Below are 12,773 nucleotides of genomic sequence, written 5' to 3' on the forward strand. Positions count from 1 at the left end.
GGCGCATGCCGTCCCCCGGCAGCCAGGAGGGCGGCAGCCAGCCGCAGCCAGGCTTCAGGTCGGCTTCGGCTGCCTCCAGCGATTGCCGCGATATCCAGAACGGATCCACCGCGCGGTCGAGCTTCGGCCCGGTCTCGGCAAGCGCAAAGGGTGCTGCCTGATTGGCGACGTAGAATCCCGAGCCTGGTCTTGCCAGGATAGCGCCTTCGGCGACCAACCGTTCATAAGCGTCGACGACTGTCGATGTCGACAGCTTCAACGTCGCGGCCAGCCCCCGCACAGAGGGTAGTTTTGCGCCCGGCGTCAGGCTGCGCCCGGCGATGCGCTGCCTGATCGTCGCGGCGACCATCTCCACGCGCGTGCGTCCTTCGTTCATCCGTATTGCTTCCTGCACCATTACAGTTTCGCGAAATTGTATCAGACTGTGACTGTCATAACCATCCGTGTTGGCCGATAAGAGCGAGAGAATGAAGGAGTGCAGCGCATCATGGAGCGCGAGATGGACCGCATGGCATCGGGATGGATCAATGGTTTTATCGGGGTGGTGATCTTCAGCGGATCGCTGCCGGCGACGCGCGTGGCGGTGATGCAGTTCGATCCGGTCTTTCTCACCGTGACGCGCGCGGCGATCGCCGGCATTCTCGCCCTTGGCCTGCTGATCGCTTTCAGAGAGAAGCGACCGAGCCGGCGTGACATCTTCTCCCTTGCCGTCGTGGCGCTGGGCGTCGTTGTCGGCTTCCCCCTGCTAACGGCGCTGGCGCTGCAGCATGTCACGTCAGCCCATTCGATCGTCTTCATCGGCCTGCTGCCGCTCGCAACGGCGATCTTCGGCGTGGTCCGTGGCGGAGAACGGCCGAAGCCGGCGTTCTGGCTGTTCTCCGTTCTCGGCAGTGCGCTGGTGGCGGGATTCGCACTGACGCAGGGGCTGACGGCCTCGCCGGTCGGCGATCTCCTGATGCTGGCGGCAATCGTCGTCTGCGGCCTCGGCTATGCCGAAGGGGGCAGGCTTTCACGCACGCTCGGCGGGTGGCAGGTGATTTCCTGGGCGCTCGTACTGTCGCTGCCGGTGACGGTCGCGGTCGCGCTTTTCCATAGGCCGGCAACCTTCACCGGCATCGAAGTGCCGGCGCTGCTCGGCCTTGCCTATGTCTCGCTGTTTTCCATGCTGATCGGCTTCATCTTCTGGTATCGCGGGCTGTCGCAGGGCGGCATCGCCGCCGTCGGCCAACTGCAGCTGCTCCAGCCGTTCTTCGGGCTGGCGCTCGCCGCAACCCTGCTGCACGAGCCCGTGACCTGGGCCATGCTCGCCGTGACGGTTGCCGTCATCCTCTGCGTCGCCGGCGCCCGCAGGTTTGCGCGGTAGGCTTGTCCGTCGCTTTACAGAGGATACGTTTTAGGGGGCAAGATTCTTTAACGAGTCAACTCATGTCTCTTCAATATTGAATCCATAGGCTCGCGTGACGAGCGCAACACGGATTTCGTACCGAGTATACCAGTCTGACCGACCGCGATTTTGCGCCTGAATGTGATCGACGACTGATTTCCAGGCTCGAATGCTATCCTCATCCTTCCAATAGGAGATGAGTATGCCGAAACCGTCTGCCCCGCGAGCACTTTCGAAGCCGAGATAACCTGGCTGCTGTTTTGCAAGTTCCGTCATCGCATAACCCATCTCGCCATAGCCGTTGTCGAGCTTTGTTCGTTGAGAGGAAAAACTGACCATATAGTATGGCGGTTCAGGCAAAGCGGCGGTGGACATTTGGGCTCCGATCGATTGCTATGTGTGTGGTTTATCGCCGCGATCGCAATGACTGCTGTCGGCATACTGCGAAAGCGAGCAATCTTAGGCGCGGCGGATTGCCCCTCATCTTGAGTCATCCATCTGCCGTGACAGCTCGATGCCGTTTTGCCATGGTTGCGCCGGGGCTTCGGACTGAATACCATCCATCATGGTTCGACAAGTTCTCTTTGATCGGTATCAGCGATCCGTTGTGACGGCTGGGCTCTCGCTCGCTCAATGTCGGGAAAGCGCAAGAGTTGCTCTTATGGCTATGGCCCCCGGCCAGGTCTGCCAGCGGCAGGTGCTGGCCTCGACAATTTCGCTCACCCGTTTTCGTCGACCGTGGCAAATTGCGATGGCGGTGATCGCGGCATTTCTCGCGAGATCACCATCCACCTGCTGAATGCGGAGGCACCGCAGTGACCCGTCAAAGCTCCAAGCAGGCGTTGGTCTCCGCTTTGCGCGACGCCGACATTGCGACAAGCAATCACTCTGGTCGATCTATTCGCTGTTTCCGCGACCCTTTGCTTCCCGCACCAGGTCCGGCATTCCATCGTGGGGACCGAGGGCGTGGGTGGGATGGCCATCCCACCAATCATCGTGCAGCGGTCGGCGGTGAGGGTGGAGCGGGTAGAAAATGCGGTTCTCGGCCTTGTGGCGCTCGCCGACGACGAGGAGATGCACCTCGGCTTGCGTATTGTTGAGGAAACTATGGGCGATCCCGGTGCCGGCCGGAAATCCGACGGCGTCGCCCTGTTTCAGGCGATAGAGATGGCCGTCAAGCCAGACATCGGGCTCGCCTTCGAGAACGTAGACGAATTCCTCCTCGGCGCTCTCGGCATGCGGAAAGGAGGTGCGCCGGCCAGGCGGCAAGCGCTCGTGATGAATGCCCAATTTTGCCAGACCGAAATATCGTCCGAAAGGCGCGCCAATGCTCATCAGTTCGTCGTCATCGTCATAGTGCGAGTCGTCCGGCCGTTCGATCTCGCTCCAATGGACGATAAAGGACGGCCGCTCCAGCGTTGCCATGGTAATCCTCCTGAGTGTGAGAGGTTCAGATGACTGGGGATGCGAATTCCATCAATCCGTATGGCGATGCTGCCGTGAATGGAAAGCGACCGCAAGGGCGAAACGGCGCTCCCACGCAAGCGGCGCGGTCCTGAAGGTTCTGGGGCCAGCGCTTCGTGCAGCGGCGGCTCCCGATCCAGACGCGGGTTTCTACGACTGACTCACTTCGCAGGCACGACGAGCGTCTCTCCCTTGCGGACGATGTAGGTTGCCAATTCCGAAGCCTTGCCGCTGCCGACGTTCTTCGCCGAGTGAACGACGCCTGATGGAATGAAGAGGGATTGGCCGGCTTTAAGGGTAACCGGCTGTCTGCCTTCGAGCTGGTATTCCAGCGTTCCCTCAATGACGAAAGCGATCTCCTCGCCAGGATGTGAGTGATCGGGGGCGAGAACGCCCGGCGCGAAATCGACGCGGACCTGAATGGCCTCGTGGCCGGGCACGTCGATATCGTTCCTGATGAGATCGGTGCGCTGCAGCGGCTGTTCTGCATATGCTGTTGCTGCGCCGCCGAGAGCAAAGGCGAGCGCGATAGCCTGGATCATTTTCATGTGGTCATCCTTTCTGGATTTAAACCAATCTCGACCATTGGATCGCGTCCGGATTTCACCTGAGGATTGAACCAGGGATGTGTCTGAAACCTCCTATTTTTGTAATCCAGTGTATCACTACGCTGCCGACGACGAGTCCACAGGTCTGACGCCGGCGAGATTGGCGATGTCCGTGATGCCGCCGGAGGATTCGAAGTCGAATATTTTCTGGGTGACGAGGGCAGCGGCGCCCCGAGCCCAGGAATTGTCCTCCCAGTCGGGCAAGAGGGGCGGGGCGGTTCGGAAGGTCCGGGCAGCGAGGGCTTCACGCAGTGGCGTCAGGAAAGGCTCGCCGAGGGAGACGGCTTCGCCGCCGGCGACGATGACTTCGGGATCGGTGATGTTGACGAGATTGGCAAGGGCGGTGCCGATGCCGCGGCCGGAATCGGCGACGAGGGCGAGGGCGGCGGCATCGCCTGATGCGAGCGCAGCCGACAATTCCGGCAGTCCCAGCTCCTCGCGGCCGGTCGCTTCCCGCCAGCGTCTCAGCATCGATGCTTCGGAGTGATAGGCCATCAGGCAGCCGCGCTTGCCGCATTCGCAGAGCCGGCCGTTCTCCTCGTAGAGGGTGTGGCCGAACTTGCCGGCCGCGCCGTTTGCGCCGCGGTAGAGCTTACCGTCGATGACAAGCGCGCAGCTGATGCCGACGCCGACGGCGAGGACGGCCATGTTGCGATGCTGGCGGCCGAGCCCGAAGAGCTGCTGGGCAATGGCATAAGCGTTGGTGTCGTCCTCCAGCCAGACCGGTACATGGACACGGCTGGCGACGAGCGAGGCGAGGGGGACGTTGTTCCAGCTGAAGCGGTGGCTGCGCACGCAGGCCGTCTGTTCGTGATTGATGACACCGGGCATGGAGATGCCGATGCCGGCGAGCTTCGCATCCGGCCGGCCGGCGAGCTTTACCAGTTCTGGCACGGTGCCCGCCAGCAGGTCGGCGACCTTATCGGGGTCGTGGCCGTCGAGGTTTACTCGCATGGCGGCGACGGGGTTGGTGGCAAGGTCGGTTGCCACGCACTCCACCGAGTCGACCATCAGTTTGAAGCCAACGGCGAGTGCGTGTTCATAGTTGATATCTACCGGGATCGGGCGGCGGCCGGTGAGGCCGGGCACGGTCTTCCCTTCGATGACGATGCCTTCCTCCAGAAGGTCGGCGACGACAAAGGTGACGGCGGCAGGACTTAAACCAATCACCGTCGCGATGTCGGCGCGGCTCCTCGGCCCCTCCCGCCGGAGAAGGTTGAGGATGAGGCGTCGGTTCATGGCTCTCGCCGTGGTCTGGTCGCCTTTTAACTTCACGATGCATTCCTTAATTTTGTAAATTAATTATTGCGGGCTGCAAAGATCTATGCATAAGTTCGGCCGCGGATCAACTCAGCCAGGCGGATTATCGCTGGAATCGCCGAGCGGATCGCAGCGTTGAATGCCTGGTCGGTCGTTTCATGGAGGAGGCGACGGTCGGGAGATGTTGATCGATCAACTGGGAGGAATTCAATGACATTTTTGAAGCAATTTCCGACGACCACCCGCAGACGCTTCCTGAAGGGCGCGGGGCTGGTTTCCGCCGCAGCGGTCGCCGGCAGCTTTCCGATCCCGGCGATCGCGCAAGCCCAGGAGGTCACGATGATCTCCGCCGAAAACAATGGTGCCGCACTCGATGCGCTGAAGGCGATTGCCGCGGGCTTCAGCAAGGAAGCCGGCGTCAACGTCGTCATCAACAATATGGACCACGAGGCCCACAAGACGGCCATTCGCAACTATCTCGTCGCCGGCGCGCCCGACGTCTGCTCCTGGTTTTCGGGCAACCGCATGCGCGCCTTCGTCAAGCGCGGCCTGTTCGACGACATCTCCGACCTTTTCGAGAAAGAGAAATATAAGGACGTGCTCGGCGCGACGGCAGGGGCCGTCACCGACGGAGGCAAGCAGTATGGCCTTCCCACCGGAGGCACGCTCTGGGGCTTGTTCTATCGCAAGGATGTGTTCGAGCAACATGGTCTGACCGTGCCGAAGACGGCCGAAGAGTTCATGGCCTACGGCGACAAGTGCAAGGCCGCGGGCATCACGCCGGTTGCGATCGGCACCAAGGAATTGTGGCCGGCGGCCGGCTGGTTCGACCAGATGAACCTTCGCATCAACGGCCTCGACAAGCATATGGCGCTGATGAACGGCGAGATGAGCTATCTCGATCCCGCGCTGACAGCGGTTTTCGACCAGTGGGAGGCGATGATTTCGAAGGGGTTCTTCACGGAGAACCACACGTCCTTCGGCTGGCAGGAGGCCGCGGCGCTCTTGGCGCAGAAGAAGGCCGGCATGATGAATCTCGGCGCTTTCCTGCGCTCGGCTTTCACTGCCGAAGATCTACCGCAGCTCTCTTACGCGACCTTCCCGGTGCTCGACGCCAAGGTCGGCCACTACGAGGAATTCTCGGTCAACTCGATCCACATTCCCGCCAAGGCCAAGAACAAGCAGGGCGCGCGTGAATTCCTTGCCTACTTCTACAAGCCCGAGAATCTGGCGGCCTATCTGGAGCCGGGCGGCAACGTGCCGCCGCGCCACGACCTGCCGCCAAGCAAAGACCCGCTGGTCAACGTCGCCGTCGAGACGATGAAGACGGTGCAGGGCACGTCGCAATATTACGACCGCGACAGCGATCCCGATATGGCGCAGGCCGGCCTTGTCGGCTTCCAGGAATTCATGGCCAAACCCGACCGGCGCAAGGCCATCCTGACGCGCCTCGAGGGTACGCGCAAGCGCATCTACAAGATCTAGCAGCTCTCCCAGGGGCGGCGGCGAACCGCTGCTTCCAAGGGGTGGAGGCTGTTTGCCTCCACCCCTTGGAAGAGGTGCGCCTCTGCTCCCGGAGCACGCATGAGTCTGCTCCTGTATTAATGAGGTTCTTGAGATGTTGATGTTATGGCGCCGCCAGCGCTGGTGGCTCACCCCGACTTTACTCATCGCGCCGGCGATGTTGCTGTTCTTCACCGTCATCCTGCTATCGGCCGTCAGGAGCCTCTGGATCAGCCTGCACGACTGGGACGGCTTCGGCCCGATGGTCTGGATCGGCTTCGGCAACTACGTCGAGCTTTACAACGATCCGCAATTCTACGTGTCGCTGAAGAACAACCTGATCTGGCTGGTAATGTTCATGGCGGCACCGCCGATCGGGCTCGCCATCGCGCTGCTGGTCAACCAGAAAATTCGCGGTATGCGCTTCCTGAAGTCGCTGTTCTTCATCCCGCTGGTGCTCGCCTCGGTGACGGTCGGTGTGGTGTTCACCTGGGTCTATACGCCGGAGTTCGGGTTGCTTGCGCTGATCTTCAGGGCCTTCGGGGCGACGGCGCCAGCGGTTCTCTCCGACGAGCATTTCGTCACCTTCGCCATCGTGATTGCAGCACTCTGGCCGCAGATCACCTTCTGCATGGTTCTTTATCTCGCCGGGCTCAACAATCTCAGCGAAGAGCTGATCGGTGCCGGGCGCGTCGATGGGGCGAGGGGCTGGAACATGTTGTGGCACATCGTGCTGCCGCAGCTGACCCAGGTCACTTTCATCGCCATTGCCGTCACCGTGGTCGGGGCACTCAGGTCCTTCGATATGGTATCGGTGATGACGAATGGCGGCCCTTTCGGCTCGTCCTCGGTTCTCGCCTACCAGATGTTCGAACAGTCGATCTTCTCCTACCGCTTCGGTTACGGCGCGGCGATTGCCTCCGTGCTGTTTGTGATCATGGCCGCCTTCATAGTCTGGTACCTCAGCCGCATCATCCATACAGAAGAAAGGGGAGGCTGATGTATCCTCGTCCCATTCCCGAAGCCGACGTCTGGCAGCGCCGCCTCTATGTGTTCGCCGTCGTCATCGTCCTTCTGCTCTGGCTCTGCCCGCTGTTTGCGATCATCCTCACCTCGTTCCGTTCGACCGAGGATGTCATGGGCGGCAATCTGTGGGGATGGCCGACCGGCATCGGCGTGGTCGACAATTACACGGCTGTCTTCACGCAGACACCGATGGCCCGCTACTTCCTCAACAGCCTGACGATCACCATTCCCTCGGTGATCGGCGTCCTGGTGCTGAGCACGCTCGCCGGCTATGTGTTGTCGCGCTACCGCTTTCCCGGCAACATGCTGATCTTCGCGCTGTTCGTCGGCGGCAATTTCCTGCCGCACCAGATCATGATGATCCCGGTACGCGACCTGATGGTCCGGCTCGACCTGATCGACACCACGGCGGCGCTGATCATCTTCCACGTCGCCTTCCAGACCGGCTTTGCAACGCTGTTCATGCGCAATTTCATTGCCGCACTTCCCGATGAACTGTTCCAGGCGGCCCGCGCCGAGGGGGCCTCTCCTTTCCAGACGCTGGTGCATGTGGCGATCCCCTTGGTGCGGCCGGCCCTTGCCGCGCTCGCCATCCTGATCTTCACCTTCATCTGGAACGATTATTTCTGGGCCGTGGTGCTGACCGTCAGCGACTCCGTCAAGCCTGTTACCGCCGGCCTTGCCAATCTTCGCGGCGAATGGGTGTCGGCCTGGAACCTGATTTCCGCCGGCACCATCGTCGTCGCCGTGCCGCCCGTCGTCATGTTCTTCCTGATGCAGCGCCACTTCATCGCCGGCCTGACGATGGGAGCGGTGAAGGGATGAGCCATCTCCTAACGTTCCAAGTTTCAACAGCAGAGAGCCAGGACGCATGACCAGTCTCGAACTCCGACAGATCAACAAGAATTACGGCGCCTATCATGCGCTGCGCGGCATCGATCTTTCCGTAGCGCAAGGCGAGTTCATCGTCATGGTTGGCCCCTCCGGCTGCGGCAAGTCCACGCTTTTGAAGTCGATCGCCGGCCTGGAGGAGATCTCCTCCGGCCAGATCCTGATCAACGGCCGCGACGTCAGCAAACAGGAGCCTGGGGACCGCGGCATCGCTATGGTCTTCCAGTCCTACGCACTCTATCCGCATATGACGGTGGCGGAGAACATGGGCTTCGGTTTGCGCATGGCCAAGCGCCCGAAGGCCGAGATCGAGGCGGCGGTGGCCCGCGCCGCCAAGATCCTGAGGATCACCGACCAGCTGGAAAAGCGGCCGAAGCAGCTCTCCGGCGGCCAACGGCAGCGCGTGGCGATCGGCCGGGCAATCACCCGTTCGCCCGACGTTTTCCTCTTCGACGAGCCGCTGTCGAACCTCGACGCAGCACTTCGAACCCAGATGCGCGTCGAGCTCAGCAGCCTGCATGCCGAACTCGGCGCCACCATGGTCTACGTCACCCACGACCAAGTGGAGGCCATGACCATGGCGAGCCGGATCGTCGTCTTGAACCAGGGAATAATCGAGCAGGTGGGCTCACCGCTCGAACTCTACCGCAACCCTGACAACCTCTTCGTCGCGGGCTTTCTCGGTGCCCCGCGGATGAACTTCCTCGGCGTTACCGTCGACGAGGTGTCCGGCCGCAATATCACGGTTTCGGCACCCGGCCTTGTGCCGGTGACGGTGGAACTGGCGGAGGCCGCGGTGCTGCCGAAGGGCGCCAGCCTGACGCTGGGTGTAAGGCCGGAAAACATATCGGTGGTCGCCGACGCTGCCCAAGGCGGGGCGATCAGCGGTGCGGTCCGACTGGTCGAGCATCTCGGGCGCGAAACCATCCTCTATATCGACGCCGGCAATCTCAGGACCATCGCCTCGGAAAGCGGCACCGGCAACATCACGGTGCAGCTGAGCTACGTCGCGCCCGTTACCGCCGACCAAAACGTGGCGCTGAAGCTCGACGCCAGCGAACTTTATCTCTTCTCGCCCGACGGCGGACGCACGATCAGCGCCCGCAAGACGATCCTCGACAGATAATCACAGGAAACATCACCGTGTCCGACAAGACCGCAAACCTTTCCGTATGGAACTCCGTCAAGACCGACCGCTTCCTCGTCGGCGCCCCGCATTATCCCGAGCACGTCGACGAAAGCTACTGGCAGCGCGACGCCGAGCGCATGGCAAAGGCCGGCTTCAACGTGGTCAGAATGGCCGAATTCGCCTGGCATATTCTCGAGCCGAAGCTCGGCACCTTCGATTTCGATCTGTTCGACCGTGCCATCGCCATGCTCGGGCGCTTTGGCATCGACACGATCATGTGCACGCCGACGGCAACGCCGCCGCGCTGGCTGACCGTGGCGCATCCAGAGATTCTAAGGGTCGACGGCAAGGGCCGACCGATGAGCCATGGCTCGCGGCAGCATTGCGACACGGCGAGCCCGGTCTTTCGCGAACACAGCCGGCGCATCACCAAAGCGATGGCCGAGCACTATCGCGACAATCCCTTTGTCGTCGGCTGGCAGACCGACAACGAGCTGAATACCAGCATGCCGGAGAGTTTTTCGAAGGCGACGCTCACCGAATTCCAGGCCTTTCTGGCCGGCAGATATGGCGAAATCGACAAGCTCAACACGGCGTGGGGCGGCGATTTCTGGGCGACGGCCTATGACAGTTTCGACCAGGTGGTGCTGCCGATCGAGTTCGGCCCGACCTTCCCGAGCCCCGGACATCTCCAGGATTATCACCGTTTCCTGGCCTTTTCGACGGCGCGCTTCCAGCACGACCAGGTCGAGATCCTGCGCGCCGTGAAACCCTCCTGGTTCGTCTTCCACAATCTCGGGGGTCTCAGAGATATCGACTTTCGCGGCCAGTTCACCACCGATCTCGATTTCGTCGGCTACGATATCTATCCGATGCTCTACGACGAGTTCCAACGGCTCGGAAACCACGCCAAGGTCCAGGCGCTGCACCTCGATATCTGCCGCGGTTTTTCCGGCAACTACATCGTTCCCGAGCAGCAATCGGGCTTCGGCAGCCAGCCGGGTTTCTGCACGCTGACGCCGGAGCCGGGCGAACTGCGCCGCATGGCGCTCTCCTCTGTCGCCCATGGCGCTGACGGTCTGATGTTCTTCCGCTGGCGCCCCGCGCATTTCGGCGCCGAGATCTATTGGATGGGCATCATCGACCACGACGACGTCGCCCGCCATCGCTATGACGAGGCGAAACGCTTCGCAACCGAGATGACCGCGCTAGCGCCCAAGATCCTCGGCACCCATGTGCGTATGGATGTCGGCATCGCCGGATCCGACTTCGACAATCAGGAAGCCCACAAGACCTATCCAATCGGCCTGCCGAGCCCACAGGACGATGCGATCCTGCTGCACCAATATTGCTACGACCGCGGCATCGCCTGCGGCTTCATTCATCCCGAGGACGATCTTTCCAAGCTCAAGCTGCTCTATGTCCCCCATTGGGTGATGTGGAAGGAAGAATGGACAGAAAGGCTGAAATCCTTCGCCGAGCATGGCGGCACTGTCGTCATCGGCGCGCGCACCGGCACGCGCAACGAAGACAACCACGTCATCCGCGAGACCGCGCCCGGCACCTCGCTGTCTCAGCTCACAGGCGTTCGCGTCGAGGATTTCGGCCGTCTTGCTGCTCCGGGCGCCAACGGGCTGTTCGATGTGATGGAGCGTTCGGGCGGGCTTGTCATTCCTCCGAACAAGCCGGCGGAATCGCACCGGCGCGAGCGCCGCTTCAAGATTGGCAACCGCGAACTGGCTGCCGGCTATTTTTATGAAAACCTTGCGACCGACGGCGATGTCGAAGTGGTCGCGGCCTGGTCGAACCGCTATGCCGAGGGCCAGCCGATGGCGACGTCGCGCAAGGTCGGTAAAGGGCAGGTGGTCTATGTCGGCACCTATCTCACGCCGGATCTGACGGTAGCGCTTGCCGGGCGGCTATTTGCGCCCGTCGGCATCGAGCCGCTGATCGGCGAGCTTCCCGAGGGTGTCGAGGTGACCATGCGGATGAATGACGACCGTCGGCTGCTGTTCATCCAGAACTACACCGACCAGCCGGCCGCCATCGGCGGCGTCCCCGCAGGCTGCGATCTCCTGAATGATGAAAACCCCGTTGCCGGCCGGCTCGATCTCGAAGGTTATGGCTGCGCGATCATCGAATTGGAGGGATGAGCTTGCGCGCGCCGTCGAAGCCCAAGAGCTGCCTCACACCAACCCTCTCCCCCAAATGGGGCGAGGGAACGTGCCTGAAGCCCCTTCGGCTCAATACCGGTCATCATCGGGGAGTACCAGTCTGGCGAAGGAAGGCGGGAACGCAATGAATTTACAGCTCGTCGTTTAATGCAGTTTCGTGGAACTCATGTCCTCGACATGGGCGGCAGGTGATGATCTACGCTTATCTTCGCTTGGATCAGGTCACGCGCAAAGATGTGAAATCGAAGATTTTGCAAACAGCTCTTGAGCTTTTCTCGAGCCAAAGACGTAGATTCGCCCCGGAGAACGCCCCCGGCAATTTCGGCTTCCTGGACCGCGATCTGGATTCGATCATCGGTGACCCGTCGCGTGGCTGCTTCAAGTGCGGAGAACTCTGCCATTGCTCATCATAGCACAGTCCGAAGATCGAAACTGAGATAGTTTAAACGCGCCTTCATGAGTGCTGCGCGCCTACACAAGCTCCCTGTTTACGAAAGGTCGAGCGGTCGCACCGGCTGGAAATGTGCTGCCACCTGCAAATACGGGGTTCGGCCTCGATGTTTGCTGTCATGGCCTACAAAAACGGATGCCGTGTTTCGTCTCATCGCAACTGCGCGCCGCATTGGGAAACGACAGGGTCATGTCACTACTGTCTGTTTTTCAGGCGATCGCGACGTCGTTTGCTAATATCCCCTGCATTCGCCGAAGTGCCGGCGGCAAAAGATCGTCTCGACGTTTCAGCGCCGACAACAATTCGTATTCCGCGGATACGCCATTTCGAAACTCCGATTTGAGAAAGGTAAGCGCGGCACGCTTTTCTTCGGAGTCTGCAACAGCGTGGCTGCCCCGAAAGCCGGCACTTCGAAGGACTGTCCTGATAAGGCCGATGTCGGTTGGATCATCAATTTCTGACAAATGAGTGGAAGACACGACGTCCTCCTTGCTGGGGCTAGGGTAATTGCCCTCAAACAGCAGCGCCCGTGACATGGCTGCCGTCAGCTTTAAGGTGGTTACGATACCTTCAGTTTGCAATGATGCCCGCGGGCGGTGAACGTGGCATCACGCCGCCCGCCGATGCATCGAGAGCGACCGGGGCGCTATTCGATGAGTTCCGCCGTGGGGATAGGGACCGGCGAGGCAGAGCCATAACCGGTTTCAACTCAGCTGTTCTGGGAACTCGTTTTGATCCGCCTTCGTTCCAAATCAGGCGTGAAGCCTAGAAAACACTGCTCGCAACAGCTGGAATGCTCGAAAGTTCTTTATGCGTTCACGTAAGTATCAGTAAGTGTGCATAAAGAAAAATATTGAAATTATCGAACCGTTGAAAATAAAAT

The 12,773-nt window shown here is 60.8% G+C and carries 13 protein-coding genes; 6 read left to right on the forward strand and 7 right to left on the reverse strand.

Annotated features, from left to right (window positions below; translation table 11 throughout):
* A partial coding sequence (locus MOV76_RS24425) for a GntR family transcriptional regulator (RefSeq protein WP_247265472.1) occupies positions 1–397 on the reverse strand: 397 nt, incomplete at its 3' end.
* 102 nt (positions 398–499) lie between these two features.
* On the opposite strand from MOV76_RS24425, the gene MOV76_RS24430 reads away from it, so the two are divergent.
* Complete coding sequence (locus MOV76_RS24430; protein ID WP_247265484.1) at positions 500–1,363, forward strand: DMT family transporter; 864 nt, start codon at positions 500–502, stop codon at positions 1,361–1,363.
* Positions 1,364–1,423: 60 nt separating this feature from the next.
* On the opposite strand, the gene MOV76_RS24435 is transcribed toward MOV76_RS24430, so the two are convergent.
* From MOV76_RS24435 to MOV76_RS24450, 4 genes are all read right to left on the reverse strand, one after another.
* On the reverse strand, positions 1,424–1,759 hold the full coding sequence (locus tag MOV76_RS24435) for an antibiotic biosynthesis monooxygenase (RefSeq protein WP_018242693.1): 336 nt from the start codon (positions 1,757–1,759) through the stop codon (positions 1,424–1,426).
* A 522-nt stretch (positions 1,760–2,281) separates the two neighbouring features.
* The gene (locus tag MOV76_RS24440; RefSeq protein ID WP_130729197.1) at positions 2,282–2,809 is read right to left on the reverse strand and encodes a cupin domain-containing protein; all 528 of its coding nucleotides are present in this window, start codon (positions 2,807–2,809) and stop codon (positions 2,282–2,284) included.
* Positions 2,810–3,009: 200 nt separating this feature from the next.
* Positions 3,010–3,396, reverse strand: coding sequence for a cupin domain-containing protein (locus MOV76_RS24445; protein WP_247265473.1), 387 nt, complete (start codon positions 3,394–3,396; stop codon positions 3,010–3,012).
* 117 nt (positions 3,397–3,513) lie between these two features.
* On the reverse strand, positions 3,514–4,731 hold the full coding sequence (locus MOV76_RS24450; protein WP_182563373.1) for an ROK family protein: 1,218 nt from the start codon (positions 4,729–4,731) through the stop codon (positions 3,514–3,516).
* 195 nt (positions 4,732–4,926) lie between these two features.
* Here MOV76_RS24450 and MOV76_RS24455 point away from each other — a divergent pair, with 195 nt between their 5' ends.
* From MOV76_RS24455 to MOV76_RS24475, 5 genes are all read left to right on the forward strand, one after another.
* The gene (locus tag MOV76_RS24455; protein WP_247265474.1) at positions 4,927–6,201 is read left to right on the forward strand and encodes an ABC transporter substrate-binding protein; all 1,275 of its coding nucleotides are present in this window, start codon (positions 4,927–4,929) and stop codon (positions 6,199–6,201) included.
* Between the two features lie 133 nt (positions 6,202–6,334).
* Positions 6,335–7,219 carry a carbohydrate ABC transporter permease gene (locus tag MOV76_RS24460; protein ID WP_247265475.1) on the forward strand — a complete coding sequence of 295 codons (885 nt, stop codon included), beginning with the start codon at positions 6,335–6,337 and terminating at the stop codon, positions 7,217–7,219.
* Entirely contained in the window at positions 7,219–8,070 is an 852-nt protein-coding gene (locus MOV76_RS24465) for a carbohydrate ABC transporter permease (RefSeq protein WP_018242687.1), read from the forward strand. Before MOV76_RS24460 ends, MOV76_RS24465 begins: the two co-directional genes overlap by 1 nt.
* Before the next feature lie 46 nt (positions 8,071–8,116).
* Positions 8,117–9,262, forward strand: coding sequence for an ABC transporter ATP-binding protein (locus MOV76_RS24470; RefSeq protein WP_115157263.1), 1,146 nt, complete (start codon positions 8,117–8,119; stop codon positions 9,260–9,262).
* Between the two features lie 17 nt (positions 9,263–9,279).
* On the forward strand, positions 9,280–11,418 hold the full coding sequence (locus MOV76_RS24475; RefSeq protein WP_247265476.1) for a beta-galactosidase: 2,139 nt from the start codon (positions 9,280–9,282) through the stop codon (positions 11,416–11,418).
* Between the two features lie 185 nt (positions 11,419–11,603).
* Here MOV76_RS24475 and MOV76_RS24480 read toward each other — a convergent pair whose 3' ends face one another.
* Both MOV76_RS24480 and MOV76_RS24485 read right to left on the reverse strand, forming a co-directional pair.
* Entirely contained in the window at positions 11,604–11,840 is a 237-nt protein-coding gene (locus MOV76_RS24480) for a hypothetical protein (protein ID WP_247265477.1), read from the reverse strand.
* Between the two features lie 259 nt (positions 11,841–12,099).
* Positions 12,100–12,369 (reverse strand): hypothetical protein, encoded by a 270-nt coding sequence (locus MOV76_RS24485; RefSeq protein WP_247265478.1) that lies wholly within the window; start codon positions 12,367–12,369, stop codon positions 12,100–12,102.
* Positions 12,370–12,773 lie beyond the last annotated feature (404 nt).

Source organism: Rhizobium sp. PRIMUS64, assembly GCF_023006465.1.
In the GTDB taxonomy this organism is placed as follows: Bacteria; Pseudomonadota; Alphaproteobacteria; order Rhizobiales; family Rhizobiaceae; genus Rhizobium; species Rhizobium leguminosarum.

What these genes read in the sequence shown, in the direction of transcription:
- MOV76_RS24445 (WP_247265473.1), bottom strand. Translation starts at nt 3,396, where the DNA reads ATGAAAATGATCCAGGCTATCGCGCTCGCCTTTGCTCTCGGCGGCGCA.
- MOV76_RS24465 (WP_018242687.1), top strand. Translation starts at nt 7,219, where the DNA reads ATGTATCCTCGTCCCATTCCCGAAGCCGACGTCTGGCAGCGCCGCCTC.
- MOV76_RS24430 (WP_247265484.1), top strand. Translation starts at nt 500, where the DNA reads ATGGACCGCATGGCATCGGGATGGATCAATGGTTTTATCGGGGTGGTG.
- MOV76_RS24470 (WP_115157263.1), top strand. Translation starts at nt 8,117, where the DNA reads ATGACCAGTCTCGAACTCCGACAGATCAACAAGAATTACGGCGCCTAT.
- MOV76_RS24455 (WP_247265474.1), top strand. Translation starts at nt 4,927, where the DNA reads ATGACATTTTTGAAGCAATTTCCGACGACCACCCGCAGACGCTTCCTG.
- MOV76_RS24435 (WP_018242693.1), bottom strand. Translation starts at nt 1,759, where the DNA reads ATGTCCACCGCCGCTTTGCCTGAACCGCCATACTATATGGTCAGTTTT.
- MOV76_RS24440 (WP_130729197.1), bottom strand. Translation starts at nt 2,809, where the DNA reads ATGGCAACGCTGGAGCGGCCGTCCTTTATCGTCCATTGGAGCGAGATC.
- MOV76_RS24480 (WP_247265477.1), bottom strand. Translation starts at nt 11,840, where the DNA reads ATGGCAGAGTTCTCCGCACTTGAAGCAGCCACGCGACGGGTCACCGAT.
- MOV76_RS24460 (WP_247265475.1), top strand. Translation starts at nt 6,335, where the DNA reads ATGTTGATGTTATGGCGCCGCCAGCGCTGGTGGCTCACCCCGACTTTA.